This window comes from Microbispora cellulosiformans (genome assembly GCF_008728085.1).
GTDB lineage: Bacteria > Actinomycetota > Actinomycetes > Streptosporangiales > Streptosporangiaceae > Microbispora > Microbispora amethystogenes.
Genome location: NZ_VYTZ01000004.1, coordinates 147,643 through 165,120 on the forward strand (window position 1 = coordinate 147,643; position 17,478 = coordinate 165,120).

Below are 17,478 nucleotides of genomic sequence, written 5' to 3' on the forward strand. Positions count from 1 at the left end.
CCGCGTAGGCTGTCGCCGTGTCCTACGTGTCCGATCTGCGGGTGGTCCTGCGGGGTCGCAACTTCCGGCGGCTCTTCGCCACAAGGCTCGTCTCGCAGTTCTCGGACGGGATCTTCCAGCTCGCCGTCGGCGGGTACGCCTTCTTCAGCCCGGAACGGCAGGCCAACGCCGCCGACATCGCGGCGGGCCTCGCCGTGCTGCTCCTGCCGTACAGCGTGCTCGGGCCCTTCGTCGGGGTGTTCATCGACCGCTGGTCGCGACGGCAGATCCTCGTGATCGCGCCGATCGTGCGCGGGACGCTGCTGGTGCTGGCCGCCTGCCTCGTCGCGGCGGGCACCTCCGACGTCGTCTTCTACGTGGCGGCGCTCGGCGTGCTCGCGGTCAACCGCTTCTTCCTGGCGGCCCTGGGCGCGTCGCTGCCCCACGTCGTGCCGGGCGACCAGTTGATGATGGCCAACGCGGTGACGCCCACCTCCGGCACGGTCGCGACGTTCGTCGGGATGGGCACGGCCATGGCGCTCCGCACCGTCGCCGGATCGGACGACCGGGGCGTGGCGGTGCTGCTCATCTGTTCCGGCGTCGTCTTCGGGCTGAGCGCGCTGATCGCCCGGACGATGGAGCGCTCCCTGCTCGGCCCCGCGTACGACCCGGACCGCCCGCAGGCCCGCGAGGCAGTACGGCACGTGCTGACCGGGCTGGTGGACGGCGCGCGGCACGTCGCGCACCGGCGGCCGGCGGCCGCCGCCCTGACCGGCATGGCCGCCCACCGCCTCATGTTCGGCATCTCGACGGCGGCGGTGGTCCTCATCTACCGCTACTCCTTCACCACCGACCCCGACGACGCGTTGAAGGGCATCGCGCTCGTGCTGGGCGCCGTCGGCGCCGGGAGCTTCGCCGCGGTGCTGGTCACCCCGTGGGCCACCGAACGCGTTCGCATCGAGACCTGGGTCCCGGCCATGCTGGTCACCTGCGGAATCCTGGAGTTCGCGCTGTGCGTGACGTTCCGCGAGTGGGGGTTCCTCGGCGCCGGGTTCGTGATCGGCATCGCGGGACAGAGCGTGAAGATCTGCGCGGACACCGTCGTGCAGCGCGACGTCGAGGACGCCTACCTCGGCCGCGCCTTCTCGGTGTACGACATGCTGTTCAACGGCATGACGGTCCTCGGCGCGGTGCTGGCGGCGGCTCTGCTGCCCCATGACGGCAGGTCCTACCCGGCGCTCGGCGTGATCGCCGCCGGCTACGTGCTCGGCGCGGTGGTCTACCGCGTGGTCCTCCCCTCCTCCACCCCCCGCCACCCCGTCGCCGCCTCCGATTGACATCCGCAACCGGCTCGCGGCGTCGTCGGTCGCGTAGGGTCCGGGGCGTGGAGGCTGAGGAGATCTCGCGGCTGGATCGGGAGCATGTCTGGCATCCGTACGCGGCGGTACATTCGACGGCGCCCGCGCAGGTGGTCCGGCGGGCCCACGGCGTACGGCTCACGCTCGGCGACGGGCGGGAGGTCGTCGACGGCATGTCGTCCTGGTGGGCGGCGATCCACGGGTACAACCATCCCCGGCTGAACCAGGCCGCCCGCGACCAGCTCGACGACATGGCGCACGTGATGTTCGGCGGCCTCACGCACGAGCCCGCCGTACGGCTCGCGAAGCGGCTGGCGGAGCTGACCGGGCTCGACCGGGTGTTCCTGGCCGACTCCGGCTCGGTGGCCGTCGAGGTGGCGATCAAGATGGCCCTGCAGGCCGCGGGACCCGGGCGGACCAGGCTGCTCACGGTCAGGGGCGGCTACCACGGCGACACGTTCGGCGCGATGGCGGTGTGCGACCCGGTGAACGGCATGCACCACCTGTTCTCCGGCGTGCTGCCTCAGCATGTCTTCGCTCCGCTCCCGCCCGCCGGATACGGCACGCCGCCCGACGAGGCGTACCTGGCGGATCTGTCGGCGCTGGTCGGGGCGCACGCGGCGGAGCTGGCGGCGATCATCGTCGAGCCGGTCGTGCAGGGCGCCGGTGGCATGCGCTTCTACCATCCCGCCTATCTGCGGCGGCTGCGTGAGCTGGCCGACGAACACGGTGTCCTGCTCATCGCCGACGAGATCGCGACGGGTTTCGGGCGCACCGGCGAGCTGTTCGGCTGCGACCACGCCGGGATCCGGCCGGACATCATGTGCGTCGGCAAGGCGCTCACCGGCGGATACCTCACCCTGGCGGCCACCCTGTGCACGGCGCGGGTGGCCGACGCGGTCGGCGTGCTGATGCACGGGCCGACCTTCATGGGGAACCCGCTCGCCGCCGCGGTCGCGGGCGCCTCACTCGACCTGCTCGCCGAGCGTCCCTGGCGGGAGGAGGTCAAGCGGATCGAGGCCGGGCTCCTCGACGGCCTCGCTCCGGCCGCCGGCCACCCCGGCGTACGGGACGTGCGGGTCCTCGGCGCGATCGGGGTGATCGAGATGCACGATCCCGTCGACGTGCCGCGCGTCCAGGACGTGGTGCTGCGGCACGGCGTGTGGCTCCGGCCGTTCGGCCGGCTGATCTACACGATGCCGCCGTACGCCTGCGAGCCCGGCGACATCGCCGCGATCACCCGCGCCATGGTCGCCGCCGCCACGAGCCGAACGCCGCGGTGAACCGAGCTCAGGGCAGGAGACCGTTCTCGCGGGCCCAGGTGCGCAAGGCCTCCCCGGCCGCCTCCTTGCCGATCAGGCCGTGGTCCATGCGGATCTCCAGCAGGTGCTTGTACGCCCGGCCGACGACCGGGCCGGGCGGCACGCCGAGGATCTCCTGGATCTCGTTGCCGTCCAGCTCGGGCCGGATCTTGGCGAGCTCCTCCTCCTCGGCCAGCCGGGCGATGCGCACCTCCAGCTGGTCGTAGGTGCGCGACAGGGCCTGCGCCTTGCGCCTGTTGCGGGTGGTGCAGTCGGCCCTGGTCAGCTTGTGCAGGCCGGACAGCAGGTGCCCGGCGTCGCGGACGTAGCGGCGCACGGCGCTGTCGGTCCACTCTCCCGTGCCGTACCCGTGGAAACGCAGGTGCAGTTCCACGAGCTTGGACACGTCGGACACCACGTCCTTGGGGAACCTGAGCTCGGTCAGCCGCTTCTTGGCCATCTGCGCCCCGACCACCTCGTGGTGGTGGAACGACACCCGGCCCCCCGGCTCGTTGCGGCGGGTCTTCGGCTTGCCGATGTCGTGCAGCAGGGCGGCCCACCGCAGCACGCGGTCCGGCCCGGCCGTCTCCAGCCCGATCGCCTGCTCCAGCACGATCAGCGTGTGCTCGTAGACGTCCTTGTGCCGGTGGTGCTCGTCGATCTCCAGCCGCAGCTTCGGCAGCTCGGGCAGCACGTGGGCGGCGAGCCCGGTGTCCACGAGCAGCGTGAGGCCTGCCCTCGGGTGCGTGCCGCAGACCAGCTTGTCGAGCTCGTCGCGGATGCGCTCGGCCGAGACGATCTCGATGCGGCCGGCCATCGCGGTCATGGCCTCGACCACCTCGGGGGCGACCGCGAACCCGAGCTGCGCGGCGAAGCGCGCGGCGCGCAGCATCCGCAGCGGGTCGTCGTCGAACGACTGCTCGGGGGCGCCGGGCGTGCGCAGCACCTTGGCGGCGAGGTCGGGCAGCCCGCCGTACGGGTCGACGAACTCGTGGCCGGGCAGGCGGACCGCCATCGCGTTGACCGCGAAGTCGCGGCGGGCGAGGTCGCCGTCGAGCGAGTCGCCGTACATCACGTCCGGCTTGCGGGAGGCCGGGTCGTACGACTCGCTGCGGTAGGTGGTGATTTCCAGGAGCCAGCCGCCCTTGCGGACGCCGACCGTGCCGAACTCGATCCCGATCGTCCAGACGGCGTCCGCCCAGTCCTTGACGATCTCCAGCACCCGGTCGGGCCTGGCGTCCGTCGTCAGGTCGATGTCCTTGCCCACGCGGCCCAGGAAGACGTCGCGGACGGATCCGCCGACCAGGGCCAGCTCGTGTCCCCGGGCCGCGAACAGCTCGCCGAGCTCGTCGGCGACCGGGGCGATCCGGCGGAACAGTTCGTTCACGGCGTGCTGCTGGCTGTCGCTCAGATTTGAAACGGACAAGGCTGGGTAGGTCCTTCGGTCACGGAACAGAGACTCTCCCCCGATGGCCCAGGTGCCGGAGTGTCACCCAGGGGGAGACACGCCTAGCGATCACCAGGCCACGGACGGTTCGGGGGCGCTGGACGACGCAAGGAGCACAAGAGATGAAAGACGCTCTCGCGATTCACCGCTGGCTCCTCGCCCACCAGATCCACCATGAGATCGTACGTCTTCCGCGTCCGTTGACTTGCGCCGACGAGCTGCCCGAGGTCCTGGGGGTGGCCCCCGAGACCTGCCTGTGCGTGTCGCTGTTCGAGGTGACCGCGCGGGCGGGCACCCAGGCGGTGGCCGTGGTGAGCACGGTCGGCCGCTCTCCCACGCCCGCGGCGGTGGCCTCCCTGCTGCGTACCCCCAGGGTACGCCCCGCCTCGTCCTTCACGGTGAACTCGGCGACCGACTACGCCGACGGGCTGGTCTGCCCGTTGCTGCTGCCCGACGAGCTGACCGTGCTGGTGGACCAGCGACTGCGGGACCGCCTCGATCCCGACGAGGTCGTCCACACTGCGACCGGCGAGCGCCGCACCGCGTTGCGGCTGCGCGCGATCCACCTGTTCGACCTGGTCGCGGCCAAGGCCGTGGACATCAGGACGATCCCCCGAAGGGGCGCGGCGAGCCTCGCGAGTCCTATGCGGACCGCTTAGGCCATAGCATTCTGGGCGTGCGCCGTTCCTCACCGCTGGCCCGCACATGATTCGCAAGGCCGCACTGCTGACCCTGCTGACCGCCCTGCTCGCGTCCCCCGCGGGCATGGCCGGTACGGCTGCCGCCGTACCGGCGGGTCCCGTCGCGGCCGCCGCCGCTCCGGCCGATCCGCTGGTCGTGAACGAGATCACGCCGGAGGTCCTCCGCGACGCCGCCGCCCCCGTGACGATCGCGGGAACCGTCGCCGGCGCACCGGGTTCCTACGTGAAGGTGGTGGTGCGCTACTCGCCGAACCGGCCGCTCGCCTCGCGGGGCGAGATGGCGGCCTACCTGTCCGAGCAGGGATACGCCCCCTCCAACTACAACACCAAGGTCCAGGCCACGCCGCTCGACCAGGCGGGCAAGCTGCCCTTCCGGTTCACCGTGACGCCCCAGGACCTGGGGATGTCCCGGCCGGGCGTCTACCCCTTCGCGGTCGAGGTGACCGACGCGGCGACCGGTCAGCGGATCGCGATCGAGCGCACCTTCCTGACGTACGCCCCTAAGGGCGAGCAGATCCCCAAGGTGAAGCTGGCGCTCGCCCTTCCCCTGGTGGACCGGCCGCACCGCGCCGACGACGCGACGTTCATGGACGACGACCTGTCCCCGTCGCTCGCGTCCGGCCGCCTGGCCGCGCTGCTCCAGACCGCCCAGGACACCGGAGACAAGGTCACCTGGTTCGTCGACCCCGCCCTGCTCGACGACGTCCGCGTCCTGTCCGCGGGCGCGCGGAGCGTGCGCGGCGTGCGCAAGGAGGCCGACCCGGCCGCGGGCCAGTGGCTGAACGGCCTGCGCGGCGCGCTGACCGGCAAGCCCGTCGTGGCCACGCCGTACGCCGATCCGGACATGACCGCGCTGGTCCACTTCGGCCTCGACAAGCAGGCCGCGGCGTCGGTGCAGCGCGGGGCCGCGCTCGCGAGCGAGGTGCTCGGCCGGGAGATCCACGGCAGCACGGCCTGGCCGGCCGGCGGCCGGATCGACCGGGACACGCTGGACGAACTGGCGATCTCGGGCGTGACGTCCGTGCTGCTGTCCGGGGACTCGCTGCCGGTCAGGGCCCCTGCGCCGGACGACCCGGCGGCGTTCACGTCCACTCAGGTCACCCCCGACGGCGCGACCACGCTCTACTCCGTGGCGGACAAGCCGCTGACCGCGCTGCTCGCCGACCCCACGCTCAGCGCCGTCCTCGGCGGAAACGTCTCGGCCCCTGGCGCGGCGATGCTGGCCCGGCAGCGGTTCCTCGCCGAGACCGCGATGATCGCCTTCGAGCGCGCGACCGCGCAGCCGGGCCTGCCGGACCGGTCAACGCGGGGCGGGCCGGGCGGATCGACCGGATCGGCGAAGACGTCGTCGCCCACCGTGATCGCGGTGCCCGGCTCTCACCTCTGGACGCCCGACCCCGCGTTCGTCTCCGGCCTTCTCCAGGCCGCCTCGGCCGCCCCCTGGCTGCGCATGACCTCACTCGACTCGGTGACGCCGGGGCGGGGCGAGGCGCCGCGGGACGACCTGGCCTACACCGAGCGCGACCGCCAGTCGGAGCTGAGCCGCTCCCATCTCGCGACCGTACGGAAGCTGGAGCGCAAGGCGGAGGCCGCCGCCACCGTCACGGTGGAGCACACCGACCTCTTCCACGCCGCGATACTCCGGCTGGCCTCGGCGTCCTTCCGGGGTGACGCCAAGCGGGCCGCCTCCTTCGCGCAGCGGGTGAAGGAGACGATCGACCAGCGCATCACCGGCGTGTCCGTGCTCGACAGCCCGCGCTCGGTGGCGGGGAGCAACGGCCAGGTGCCGGTCAGCGTGGCCAACAACCTGGACGAGGACATCGAGATCAGGATCCGGGTCACCTCGGGGAACAAGTCCCGCCTCGCGATCGACGCGCCCGACGGGACCTACCGGACCCAGCCGACCAGGGTCCTCGCCGGCCGGAGCCAGCTCGTCAACGTGCCGGTGATCGTACGCGGCGGGGGCGGCGAGGCGAGCATCTCGGTGCAGCTTCTCACCGACGGCGACGTGGCGTACGGCAACGCCGTACGGGTCGTCGTGCGCGCGACGGGCTACACCGGCATCGCCGTCGTCATCGTCGGGGCGGCCCTGGTCATCATGCTCGCCGCCGTGGTGATGCGCGTCCTGCGCCGCAGGTCGAGGAGGGCGTTCCCGTTCGACGGCACGACCGCCGGCGGGGGCCCGCCGGAGGACCGGCCGGACGCCGTCCCGGCCGAGCGGACGCAGTCACCGTAGGCGGACCCCTGGTCCGGCCCACCCCGAGTGAGGCGGCCGTGCGAGCGCGGCCGTCGTGACCCGAAGGACATCCATGAGCAGGATGCTGCGAGCCAGCGCGATCATGGCGGCCGGGACGATGGTCTCGCGGCTCACCGGCTTCGTCCGGACGGCGATGCTCGCCGCGGCCATCGGCACCTTCGCCCTCGGCGACGCCTACAACGCGGCCTACATGATTCCCTACATCCTGCTCGACCTGTTGCTCCAGGGCGTGCTGAGCAGCGTGGTCGTGCCGGTGATCGTACGGGCTCAGCACCGCGACCCGGACGGGGGTCAGGCGTTCGAGCAGCGGCTGATGACGCTGGCGGTGGTGGTGCTGACGGCCGTCGCGCTGCTCGGCGTGCTGCTGGCCAAGCCGATCATGGAGCTCTACACCGCCTCGAACTGGACCGAGGACAAGGTGGAGGTCGCCGCCACGCTGGCCAGGTTCATGCTGCCGCAGATCGCGTTCTTCGGGGTGGGCTCGCTGGCGGGGGCGATCCTCAACACGAGGGACAGGTTCGCCGCCCCGATGTGGGCGCCGGTGCTGAACAACATCGTGGTCATGGGCGTCCTGGCCGCCTACTACGCCGTCGGGTCGTCCGACATCGAGAAGGTGAGCGAGCGCGACCTCACGCTCCTCGGCCTCGGCACCACCACGGGCATCGTGGCCCAGGCGATCGTGCTGGTGATCGCGTTGCACCGGGCCGGGTTCCGGTTCCGCCCCCGCTTCGGGCTGCGCGGCACCGGGCTGGGGGAGGCGGCCAGGGCCGCCGTGTGGACGTTCGGCTACACCGGCATCACCCAGATCGGGTTCTGGGTCACCACCAAGCTCGCCACCGGTGCGGGCGACCGGGCGCCGGGCGCCGGCAACAGCGCCTGGGCGTACGCGTTCCAGCTCTTCCAGCTCCCGTACGGGATCATCGCGGTGTCGGTGATCACGGCGATGCTGCCGCGGATGAGCCGGTCCGTCGCCGAGGGCAGGCTGGACGAGGTGCGCACGGAGTTCGCCTCGGCGGTGCGGCTGGTCTCGTCCGTCATCGTCCCGGCGAGCCTGCTGCTGATGGTGCTCGGCCCGGCGGTCACCACGCTGATCTTCTCGTGGGGCCACATGACGGCGGCGAACGCGATCTACATCGGCCATGTCCTCCAGGTGTTCGGCCTGGCGCTGGTGCCGTTCTCGGTCTTCCAGCTCCTGCTGCGGGTCTTCTACAGCTTCGGCGACACCCGCACGCCAGCGATCATGGCGGCGGTGAACGTGGCCATCAACGCGACGCTCAGCCTGGTCGCGTACTTCACGCTGCCCGACCGGTACATCGTCATCGGCATGGCCTTCGCCTACCTGGCCACATACGTCGTGCTCTGCGGCGTCGCGTGGGTGCTGGCGAGCCGGAAGATCGGCGGCCTCTCCGGCCGGGAGGTCACCGCCGGCCTGGGCCGGATGTACGCGGCGGCGATCCCGGCCGCCGCGCTCGCGCTGGCGGTGCTGTGGCTGGCCCGGGAGCTCACCGCGATCACGCCGGTGAGCTCGGCCGTCGTGCTCGTCATCGGCGGCGGGGCCGGACTGATGCTCTACATGCTGGCCGCGCACCGGCTGCGGGTTCCCGAGGTCCGTTCCATCATTGGACTCGTGGCGGGCAGGGTAGGACGGTAGGAGTTCTCACGACCAAGCGGCAACTCGAAGGTAACCCAGAAGTCCGATTCGGACGTCTTCAATCGGGAAGGCGGGCACAAGCGGCACGGCACTAGCATGGTGCGCCAGGGAGTGTTGATGAAGCGGCGTCCGTTGCGAGCGGGAATCCGGTGGGATTCGGCGCGGCAGGGCATCACTTTTGATACACCTTCCAGCGAAACGTCCCGCGGATCTTGCCCTACCGGAGAAATCCGGCCCGGCGGTGCTCCGTCCGGTGCCGCGGCAGGCACGAGATCCCGGGGGCGCGACCTGGAGTCAGGATCGGCGAGCGGAAGCGGGAAGGCGTGGGCGGAACCACCCGGCATCGGCTGATGCATGCCGACAGGCCGCGGAGCGGGGCGGCCGCATGAGCATGTCCACGGTCGAACCGGGGACCCGGCTGGCGGACCGGTTCCGCCTGGAGGACCGGGTCCACGAGTCCGCGGGCGCGACCCTGTGGAAGGCGCTGGACGAGATCCTCGCCCGGCCGGTCGCCGTCCACACGTTCGCGCCGGACTTCCCGCGGGTCACCGAGGTCGTCACGGCCGCCCGGCTGGCGAGCCGGCTGACCGACCCGCGTCTCACCCAGGTCTTCGACGCGGCCGACGAGGACGGCACGGCGTACGTCGTGAGCGAGTGGGTCAGCGGTGATTCGCTGCTCGACCTGCTGGAGAGCGGGCCGGTCGACCCCGAGCGTGGCGCCGCCCTGGTGGCCGAGGCCGCCGAGGCGCTGGCGCACGCCCATGCGGCGGGCCTCACCCATCTCCATCTCACCCCTGGCCGCCTGGTCTGGACGAGCGGCGGGACGGTCAAGCTCCTCGGGCTCGCCGTCGACGCCGCGATCCTCGACCTCCGCAGCGAGGAACCCGCCCGCGAGGACGCCGAGGGGCTGGGCCGCCTGCTGTACGCCGCGCTGACCGGGCACTGGCCGGGCGAGTCCGACTGCGGCCTGCCCTCCGCGCCCCTCGACGACGGCAAGGTCTGCACGCCCCGGCAGGTCACCGCCGGCGTGCCGGGTTATCTCGACGCCATCACCTGCCGGGCCCTGCTGCAGGAGCCGAGGCGGGGCCAGCCTCCGCTGACGACCCCGGCCGAGGTGGCCGAGGCCCTCGCCGAGGTGCCGCGTCCGACGCCGGTCCCGGTCAACACCGCCCCGCCCGCGCTGAACCTGCGCTCCGAGGCGCCCGACGGCCTCGGCATGGGCGTGACCACGATGCCGCCGCAGAGGCCGATGCAGCATCAGCATCAGCAGCCGCCGCGTCCGCAGACCGGCGCGGCGAGCAGGATCCTGCTGACCGTCATCGTGCTGCTCGTGATGGCGGCCGTCGGGGTCGGCGCCTGGACGGTGGGCAAGAACCTCGGCAACACCCCCCGGGTCACGCAGCCGGACGTCGCCGAGTCGCCGTCCCCCACGGCCAAGCCGGTCGCCGTCAAGCCGGTGAGCGCGACCGGGTTCGACCCCCTGGGCGACGGCGCGGAGAAGCCGGAGATCGCCGGCCTCGCCGTCGACGGCAAGCCGTCCACCGAGTGGCACACCGACAGCTACCTCGGCGCGGACCTGGGCGGGCTCAAGGACGGGGTCGGGCTCGTCCTCGACATGGGCAAGCCGGTCCCGATCGCCGACGTGGCCGTCTCCCTGGGCGACTCCGCCGGCGCGACCGTGCAGCTCAAGGTGGGCGACGCGGCGGATCTCGGTTCGCTGAAGACCGTCGCGGAGGCGAAGGGCGCCTCGGGCACGGTCACGCTCACCCCGAGCAAGGCCACCACAGGTCAGTACGTTTTGATCTGGTTCACCCGGCTTCCGCCCTATCTCGGGAAGTATCGTGGCACCATCTACGAAGTAACGGTGCACTCCCCCGGATCGGCATAGCAGGGACCTGTGAACTCCCCACCAGACACACCCCCGACGGCTGAGCACGCGCGGCACGCCGTGTCCGACGCTGTGTCCGACGCCGATCTGCTGACCCGCCATCTCGGCGGCGATCCCCACGCGTTCAGCGAGATCGTCCGGCGGCACCGCGACCGGATGTGGGCGGTCGCCCTGCGTACGCTGGGCGATCCCGACGAGGCCGCCGACGCGGTGCAGGACGCGTTCGTCTCGGCGTACCGCAAGGCGGACAGCTTCCGCGGCGAGGCGGCGGTCACGACGTGGCTGCACCGCATCGTGGTGAACGCCTGCCTCGACCGCATGCGCCGCAAGTCGGTGCGGCCCGTCGCCGACGACGAACTCATCGAGGCCGCCGAGCGGGAGGCTCCGGCCACCGACCAGTCGAGCGAGCGGGAGGTCTCCCTGGAGGTGACGGCGGCCCTCAAGCTGCTGCCGCCCGACCAGCGGGCCGCGCTCGTGCTCGTCGACATGATGGGCTACGCGGTGGACGACGCCGCCGCGGTCCTGGGCGTCCCGCCCGGCACGGTGAAAAGCCGCTGTGCGCGGGGCCGCGCCAAACTCGCCCCGATTCTTTCTCACCTACGGAACCGATCAGACCTCACTCGCGTCTCATCCGGGAAGGGAGCAGAACTTCGTGACGGGTGACACGCACTACGACCTGGAGATTCTCGCCGAACTTGCGGAGGGTCTCCTCGACGAAACCACGGCACGGCGGGTCCGCGAGCACCTCGCGGTCTGCGACCCCTGCGGGGAGAGCCTCGCCGACCTGGCCGCGGTCCGCGAGGTCCTGGCGGCGGTGCCGGTGCCGGCGATGCCTCTGGGCGTCGCCAAGCGCATCGACCAGGCGCTGGCCGCCGAGGCCCCGGACTGGGACCGCGTCATGCGTGACTCCCCCTGGGAGAACGCGCCGTGGGAGACCGTCGAGACTCCGGTCGAATCCATCGTCCCTGCCGGGGCGCCGCGGCCGGAGCTCGTACCCGAGCCTGCGCCGGAGCCCGAGCTCGCGCCGATCGCCGCGGCGACCGGGCCGCTGGGCGTCGTGTCCGGCGACGGGACGATCACACCGGCCGGGCGCCGGACGCGTACGGGGGGCCTTAGGCCCGCCAGACGGCGTGCGTGGGCGATGCCCGCGGTGGCCGCTGCTGCAGCGGCGGCCGTCGTGGTCGGGGGAGGGGTCGCCGCCACCGGCCTGCTCTGGTCCGGCGGCGGCACGCAGGCGCAGTCCGCGCTGAGCCAGGGTGACGCGAGCCAGAGCCCGGAGAAGACCCGCGCGCAGGCGCTGACCTACTCGACGTACGCCAGCGGCCACAACTACACCAGCCGGGAACTGCGCGGGCCGCTGCTGGGCTACTTCGGCGTCGGCCCCGGCGTGGACGGCGCGTCCTCGAGCGACGAGGGTCTCGACAGCTGCGTCAAGCAGTTCTCCACCGAGCTCGACCGCACGCCGATCGGGGTCGACAAGGCCCTGTACAACGGCAACGAGGCCACGATCATGGCGTTCTGGGAGGACAAGAACATCAACGCCGTACGCGTGGTCGTCGTGGACTCCGAGTGCCGCCGCCTGCGGCCGGAGGGCCTGGCCAGCTGGAGGTGACCCGGCGCCGCCCGGGGCCTCACCCGGCGGCGCACGGCGTACGGCGCGAGCCGTACCATCGGCAGTGACGAAGCCCCCCGCGACCTCCGGGGGGCTTCGCGTATGAAGGGCTCCCTGTGCTTCGTGTGCCGGGGGTCGGCCGCGGGAATCGCCGGGGCCTAGGATCTGTTGACGCGACTGCACATCACACCGGGATCGGAAGGCGAGTCCGTTGAGCGACGTCCGTAACGTGATCATCATCGGATCGGGCCCCGCCGGCTACACGGCGGCCGTGTATGCCGCGCGGGCGGACCTGCGGCCGCTCGTCTTCGAGGGCTCGGTCACCGCGGGTGGTGCGTTGATGAACACCACCGACGTGGAGAACTTCCCCGGGTTCCCGGACGGGATCATGGGTCCTGACCTGATGGACAACTTCCGCAAGCAGGCCGAGCGCTTCGGCGCCGAACTGGTGGCGGACGACGTCGTGGAGGTCGACCTGAAGGCCGACCCCAAGGTCGTCAAGACGTACACCGACACCTACCTGGCCAAGTCCGTGATCATCGCCACCGGCTCGCGCTACCGCGAGCTCGGCCTGGAGAACGAGAAGCGGCTGTCCGGCCGGGGCGTGTCGTGGTGCGCGACCTGTGACGGGTTCTTCTTCCGCGACCAGGAGATCGTGGTCGTCGGCGGCGGTGACACGGCGATGGAGGAGGCCATCTTCCTGACCCGGTTCGCCCGTACCGTCACCGTGATCCACCGCAGGGACACGCTGCGTGCCAGCAAGATCATGCAGGACCGGGCGTTCGCCAACGACAAGATCCGCTTCGTCTGGGACAGCGAGGTCGTCGACGTGCTCGGCGAGGACCGGATCTCCGGCGTGCGCGTGCGCAACCTCAAGAGCGGTGAGGAGACCGACCTGCCGGTCGGAGGGCTGTTCATCGCCATCGGCCACGAGCCGCGTACGGAACTGCTGAAGGGCCAGATCGATCTCGACGACGAGGGGTACGTCCTCGTGGAGTCGCCGACGACCCGGACCAACATCGACGGTGTGTTCGCGGCGGGCGACGTCGTCGACCACATCTACCGCCAGGCGATCACGGCCTCCGGGACCGGATGCTCCGCGGCGCTCGACGCCGAGCGCTGGCTGACGCTGAACGCCTGAGCCCGTTCCCGGGCGGCCGCGGGAAGTTCCGGGTGACCGCGGGAATGCGGTGACCGTTCCCGCGGTTGCACCCACCACACCAGACACAAGGGGAGAGTTACCTTGGGCGCCATCAAGAGCGTGACGGACGCGAGCTTCGAGGCCGAGGTCCTCAAGAGCGACAAGCCGGTTCTCGTCGACTTCTGGGCCGAGTGGTGCGGTCCGTGCCGCCAGGTCGGGCCCATCCTCGAGGAGATCGCCGCCGAGAACGCGGACAAGCTGACCATCGTCAAGCTGAACATCGACGAGAACCCGGCCACGCCGCGCGACTACGGCGTGCTGCAGATCCCGACGATGAACGTCTACAAGGGCGGCGAGGTCGTCAAGCAGATCATCGGCGCCAAGCCGAAGGCCATGCTGCTGCGCGAGCTGGAGGGCGTCCTCTGACGCGCCCCGGGCGAAGCCGGCCGGAGCCCCCCACGCCTCGCGTGGGGGGCTCCGTCGTGTCCTGGGATCACCTGGGAGGCCCGCTGTGGGCCTGAGATCGTCTCAGACGGGCCGCAGCGCCCGCTCCGGGGACATCGAGCCGAGTAGGCGCTCCAGCGCCACCTCGACGTCCTCACGCCACGAGACGGCGGTCTTGAGCTCAAGGCGGAGCCGGGGGAAGCGCAGGTGCGGGCGGACGGTCTTGAACCCGACCGACAGCAGATAGTCCGCCGGGAGCAGGCAGCCGGGCTGCTCCCACTTGAGGTCGCCGAAGGCCTCTATCGCGCGTACGCCGCGGCGGGTCAGGTCCTTCGCGACGCCCTGCACGAGCATCCGGCCGAGCCCGCCTCCGGAGAACTCCGGCACGATGTGCGCGGTCATCAGCAGCACCGCGTCGGAGCTGACGGGAGAGGTCGGGAACGCCACCGATCGGGGGACGTACAGCGGCGGCGCGTAGAGCACGAAGCCGGCCGCCACGCCGTCGACGTAGGCGATCTTGCCGCAGCTCCCCCATTCGAGGAGGGTCGCGGAGATCCACGCCTCCTTCTCCAGGCCGGGGTCGCCCGCCTCCACCGCGCGCTCCCCGCTGACGGGGTCGAGCTCCCAGAACACGCATCGCCGGCACCGGCGCGGCAGGTCATCGAGGTTGTCGAGGGTGACATTGACCAGCCGACGCGACACGTGATGCCCCAATCCCCGCTAGCGGTCCCGCCAGAAAAGCGCGCGAATACGGCGTCTACTGCACGCATCGTAACTCAGCGGCAGGGCGGGAGCGCGTACGCCACAAGAGCCACAGCTGACCGTTTACTTCCGTCCTCACGGTGAAACCAGTGAGACAGGAAAGCAGGAAAAGGGGTCTGTGATGGTCAATACCCTGTTGTGAGCAGCGTGGCGCGTTACCGTACTCTGGATTTCTCGGCTATGTGATCGGAGGTGGACCGTGACGCATGAGTTTGATCACGGTCGGACGAACGCGGCTCACGGGTCGCGCATTGACGCCTACGTCGACAGGTACGCCGCCCGCGCCGCCGGGATGGTCGCCTCCGAGATCCGAGCTCTTTTCGCCGTCGCCTCGAGGCCCGAGGTGGTCTCGCTCGGCAGCGGCATGCCGTACATCACGGCCCTTCCCCTCGACGTGGTGGGCGATCTCGTCGCCGATCTGGTCGCCACCCGCGGTTCCGTCGCCCTGCAGTACGGCGGCGGCCAGGGCGACCCCGCCCTGCGGGAGCAGATCTGCGAGGTCATGCGTCTTGAGGGCATCGAAGCCGGTGCCGACGACATCATGGTCACCGTCGGCTCCCAGCAGGCGCTCGACCTCATCACCCGCATCTTCATCGACCCCGGTGACGTCGTGCTCGCCGAAGGGCCGTCCTACGCCGGGGCCCTCGGCACGTTCGCGGCCTACCAGGCGAAGGTCGTCCACATCGCGATGGACGACCAGGGCCTGATCCCCGAGGCGCTCGCGCAGACCATCTACGCCCTCCAGGCGGCGGGCAACCGGATCAAGTTCCTCTACACGATCCCGACCTTCCAGAATCCGGCCGGCGTGACGCTGAACGAGGTGCGCCGCCGTCAGGTGCTGGAGATCTGCCGCCGGGCGGGCGTGCTCGTCGTCGAGGACAACCCGTACGGCCTGCTCGGGTTCGACGGAGAGCCGATGCGGGCTTTGCGGGCCGACGATCCCGACGGTGTCGTCTACCTCGGCTCGTTCTCCAAGACCCTGGCCCCGGGCTTCCGTGTCGGCTGGGCCGTCGCCCCTCACGCGATCCGCGACAAGCTGGTCCTCGCCATGGAGTCGGCGGTGTTGTCGCACTCGACGTTCACTCAGCTCGCCGTGGGACAGTACCTCACGACCCAGCCGTGGCGGGAGCAGATCAAGACGTTCCGGGAGCTGTACCGGGAGCGGCGTGACGCGATGCTGAGCGCGCTCGAGGTGTTCATGCCGCCCGGGTGCACGTGGACCCGCCCGGCCGGCGGCTTCTTCGTCTGGATGACGCTGCCCGAGGGGCTCAATTCGAAGGCCCTCCTCCCTCGCGCCATCGCCGAACGGGTCGCCTTCGTGCCCGGCACCGGTTTCTACTCCGACGGCGGCGGCACGCGGAACATGCGGCTGTCGTTCTGCTACCCGGAGCCGGACCGCATCAAGGAAGGCGTACGCCGCCTCGCCGGCGTCATCGAGCAGGAGCTCAGGATGCGGGACACGTTCGGCACCGGTTCCATCCCGCGGCAGGGGGGCGTGGACACCCCCGGCCCGGACCTCGCCTAGGAAGCACCAGGCCTGTCTCGCTCAGGCGCGGTACGGCCCGCGCCTGAACCGGCGTAGCCTCTCCTACTGGGACGTCGTCGCCTTCGGCCCCTCCCGTCGTGGTCAGGCCCGGGCGGCGGCGCGACGGGGCAAAGATTGGCGGGAGGGGCACTAGCCTGTTCAGGCTGGCCGTACCGACTCCTCGACGCGAGAAAGGCCCTCTTCGTGAGCGAGCGAACGATGATCGCAGGATCACCCCCCGCACATCCGCGGAGGGGAACGCGCCTCGGGCCGGGCAACGCCGATCGCCGGCGGATCGGGGGTCGTGCCTCCGAGAGCCCCGCGGCGTCTCCCGGCCTGCGTGCGCGTGCGTTGCGGGATGACCTGATCCAGACTGGCGGCGTGTTCGCCCGCATCGGTGGTGAGGCGGCATGAGCGATCTGGGTCACGTGCTCGTCCTCGCCGGAGGGCTCTCCTACGAGCGTGAGGTCTCCCTGCGCTCCGGCCGCCGGGTGGCGGAGGTGCTGCGGGCGGCCGGCGTGGACGTGGAGACGCGCGACACCGACGCCACCCTCGTGCCCGCCGTGTTGTCGGACCCGCCGGACGCGGTGTTCGTCACCCTGCACGGCGGCGCCGGGGAGGACGGGGCCATCCGGTCCGTCCTGGAGCTGCTCGACGTGCCCTACGTCGGCGCGACGCCGGACGCCTGCCGGGTCGCCTTCGACAAGCCCACGGCCAAGGCGGTCGTCCGATCCTGGGGGCTCAACACCCCCGACTCGGTGGCGCTGCCCAAGGAGACGTTCCACGACCTCGGCGCGACCGCGGTGCTCGCCCGCATCGTCGACCGCCTCGGACTGCCGCTGTTCGTGAAGCCCTCACGTGGAGGGTCCGCGCTCGGCGCGTCGATCGTCCGCAGCGCCGAGGAGCTGCCCGCCGCGATGGTCGGCTGCTTCGCCTACGGGGACACCGCGTTGATCGAGCAGTACGTGCAGGGCGTGGAGGTCGCCGTCTCCGTGGTGGATCTCGGTGACGGCCCGGTCGCCCTGCCTCCGGTGGAGATCGTGCCCGACCGCGGCGTCTACGACTACGCCGCCCGCTACACGGCCGGCCAGACGGAGTTCTTCGCGCCTGCCCGGCTCTCCCCCGAGGCCACCGAGGCGTGCGCGGGGATGGCCGTGGCCGCGCACACGGCGCTGGGCCTGCGCGACGTCTCCCGCACCGACATCATCGTCGACGCCACTGGCAAGCCGTACTTCCTTGAGGTGAACGTCGCCCCCGGCATGACGGAGACCTCCCTGCTGCCGATGGCCGCCGAAGCGGCCCATCGAGACCTGGGAACCCTGTGCAAGGGACTCCTGGAGCTCGCCGCGGCTCGCCGCTGAGCCTTGTTTCACGTGAAACACACGACAGAGCGTCCCCCGCATGCGTGTCTA

Annotated in this window: 14 protein-coding genes; 12 read left to right on the top strand and 2 right to left on the bottom strand. The window is 71.4% G+C overall.

All coding sequences use genetic code 11. From position 1 onward, the window contains the following. The first annotated feature begins 17 nt into the window (after window positions 1-17). On the top strand, window positions 18-1,316 hold the full coding sequence (locus F5972_RS11785; RefSeq protein WP_150933515.1) for an MFS transporter: 1,299 nt from the start codon (window positions 18-20) through the stop codon (window positions 1,314-1,316). A 47-nt stretch (window positions 1,317-1,363) separates the two neighbouring features. Then, the gene (locus F5972_RS11790; protein ID WP_150933516.1) at window positions 1,364-2,620 is read left to right on the top strand and encodes an adenosylmethionine--8-amino-7-oxononanoate transaminase; all 1,257 of its coding nucleotides are present in this window, start codon (window positions 1,364-1,366) and stop codon (window positions 2,618-2,620) included. Window positions 2,621-2,627: 7 nt separating this feature from the next. On the opposite strand, the gene F5972_RS11795 is transcribed toward F5972_RS11790, so the two are convergent. Next, window positions 2,628-4,025: a CCA tRNA nucleotidyltransferase gene (locus tag F5972_RS11795; protein ID WP_225311384.1), complete on the bottom strand. Its 1,398-nt coding sequence runs from the start codon at window positions 4,023-4,025 to the stop codon at window positions 2,628-2,630. A gap of 182 nt (window positions 4,026-4,207) precedes the next feature. On the opposite strand from F5972_RS11795, the gene F5972_RS11800 reads away from it, so the two are divergent. The 8 genes from F5972_RS11800 (at window position 4,208) to trxA (ending at window position 13,761) form a co-directional block, all read left to right on the top strand. Further along, window positions 4,208-4,744, top strand: coding sequence for an aminoacyl-tRNA deacylase (locus tag F5972_RS11800; protein WP_150933518.1), 537 nt, complete (start codon window positions 4,208-4,210; stop codon window positions 4,742-4,744). 46 nt (window positions 4,745-4,790) lie between these two features. Then, complete coding sequence (locus F5972_RS11805; RefSeq protein WP_150933519.1) at window positions 4,791-7,022, top strand: hypothetical protein; 2,232 nt, start codon at window positions 4,791-4,793, stop codon at window positions 7,020-7,022. Between the two features lie 73 nt (window positions 7,023-7,095). Continuing rightward, complete coding sequence (gene murJ, locus F5972_RS11810; protein WP_150933520.1) at window positions 7,096-8,694, top strand: murein biosynthesis integral membrane protein MurJ; 1,599 nt, start codon at window positions 7,096-7,098, stop codon at window positions 8,692-8,694. A 385-nt stretch (window positions 8,695-9,079) separates the two neighbouring features. Continuing rightward, window positions 9,080-10,582, top strand: coding sequence for a protein kinase family protein (locus F5972_RS11815; protein ID WP_150933521.1), 1,503 nt, complete (start codon window positions 9,080-9,082; stop codon window positions 10,580-10,582). Window positions 10,583-10,591: 9 nt separating this feature from the next. Next, window positions 10,592-11,245, top strand: coding sequence for an RNA polymerase sigma factor SigM (gene sigM / locus F5972_RS11820; protein WP_150933522.1), 654 nt, complete (start codon window positions 10,592-10,594; stop codon window positions 11,243-11,245). Next, window positions 11,235-12,194 (top strand): zf-HC2 domain-containing protein, encoded by a 960-nt coding sequence (locus F5972_RS11825; RefSeq protein WP_191910070.1) that lies wholly within the window; start codon window positions 11,235-11,237, stop codon window positions 12,192-12,194. The genes sigM and F5972_RS11825 overlap by 11 nt, the downstream gene beginning before the upstream one ends. Before the next feature lie 211 nt (window positions 12,195-12,405). After that, entirely contained in the window at window positions 12,406-13,335 is a 930-nt protein-coding gene (gene trxB, locus F5972_RS11830; RefSeq protein WP_150933524.1) for a thioredoxin-disulfide reductase, read from the top strand. Window positions 13,336-13,437: 102 nt separating this feature from the next. Then, complete coding sequence (gene trxA / locus F5972_RS11835; protein WP_150933525.1) at window positions 13,438-13,761, top strand: thioredoxin; 324 nt, start codon at window positions 13,438-13,440, stop codon at window positions 13,759-13,761. A gap of 102 nt (window positions 13,762-13,863) precedes the next feature. Here trxA and F5972_RS11840 read toward each other — a convergent pair whose 3' ends face one another. Continuing rightward, window positions 13,864-14,481 (bottom strand): GNAT family N-acetyltransferase, encoded by a 618-nt coding sequence (locus F5972_RS11840; protein WP_111700089.1) that lies wholly within the window; start codon window positions 14,479-14,481, stop codon window positions 13,864-13,866. A 352-nt stretch (window positions 14,482-14,833) separates the two neighbouring features. Between F5972_RS11840 and F5972_RS11845 the strand changes: the two genes are divergently transcribed. Together F5972_RS11845 and F5972_RS11850 are read left to right on the top strand one after the other, a co-directional pair. Then, entirely contained in the window at window positions 14,834-16,066 is a 1,233-nt protein-coding gene (locus tag F5972_RS11845) for an aminotransferase-like domain-containing protein (protein ID WP_150933920.1), read from the top strand. 410 nt (window positions 16,067-16,476) lie between these two features. Then, window positions 16,477-17,427 carry a D-alanine--D-alanine ligase family protein gene (locus F5972_RS11850; RefSeq protein WP_150933526.1) on the top strand — a complete coding sequence of 317 codons (951 nt, stop codon included), beginning with the start codon at window positions 16,477-16,479 and terminating at the stop codon, window positions 17,425-17,427. Window positions 17,428-17,478: the final 51 nt, after the last annotated feature.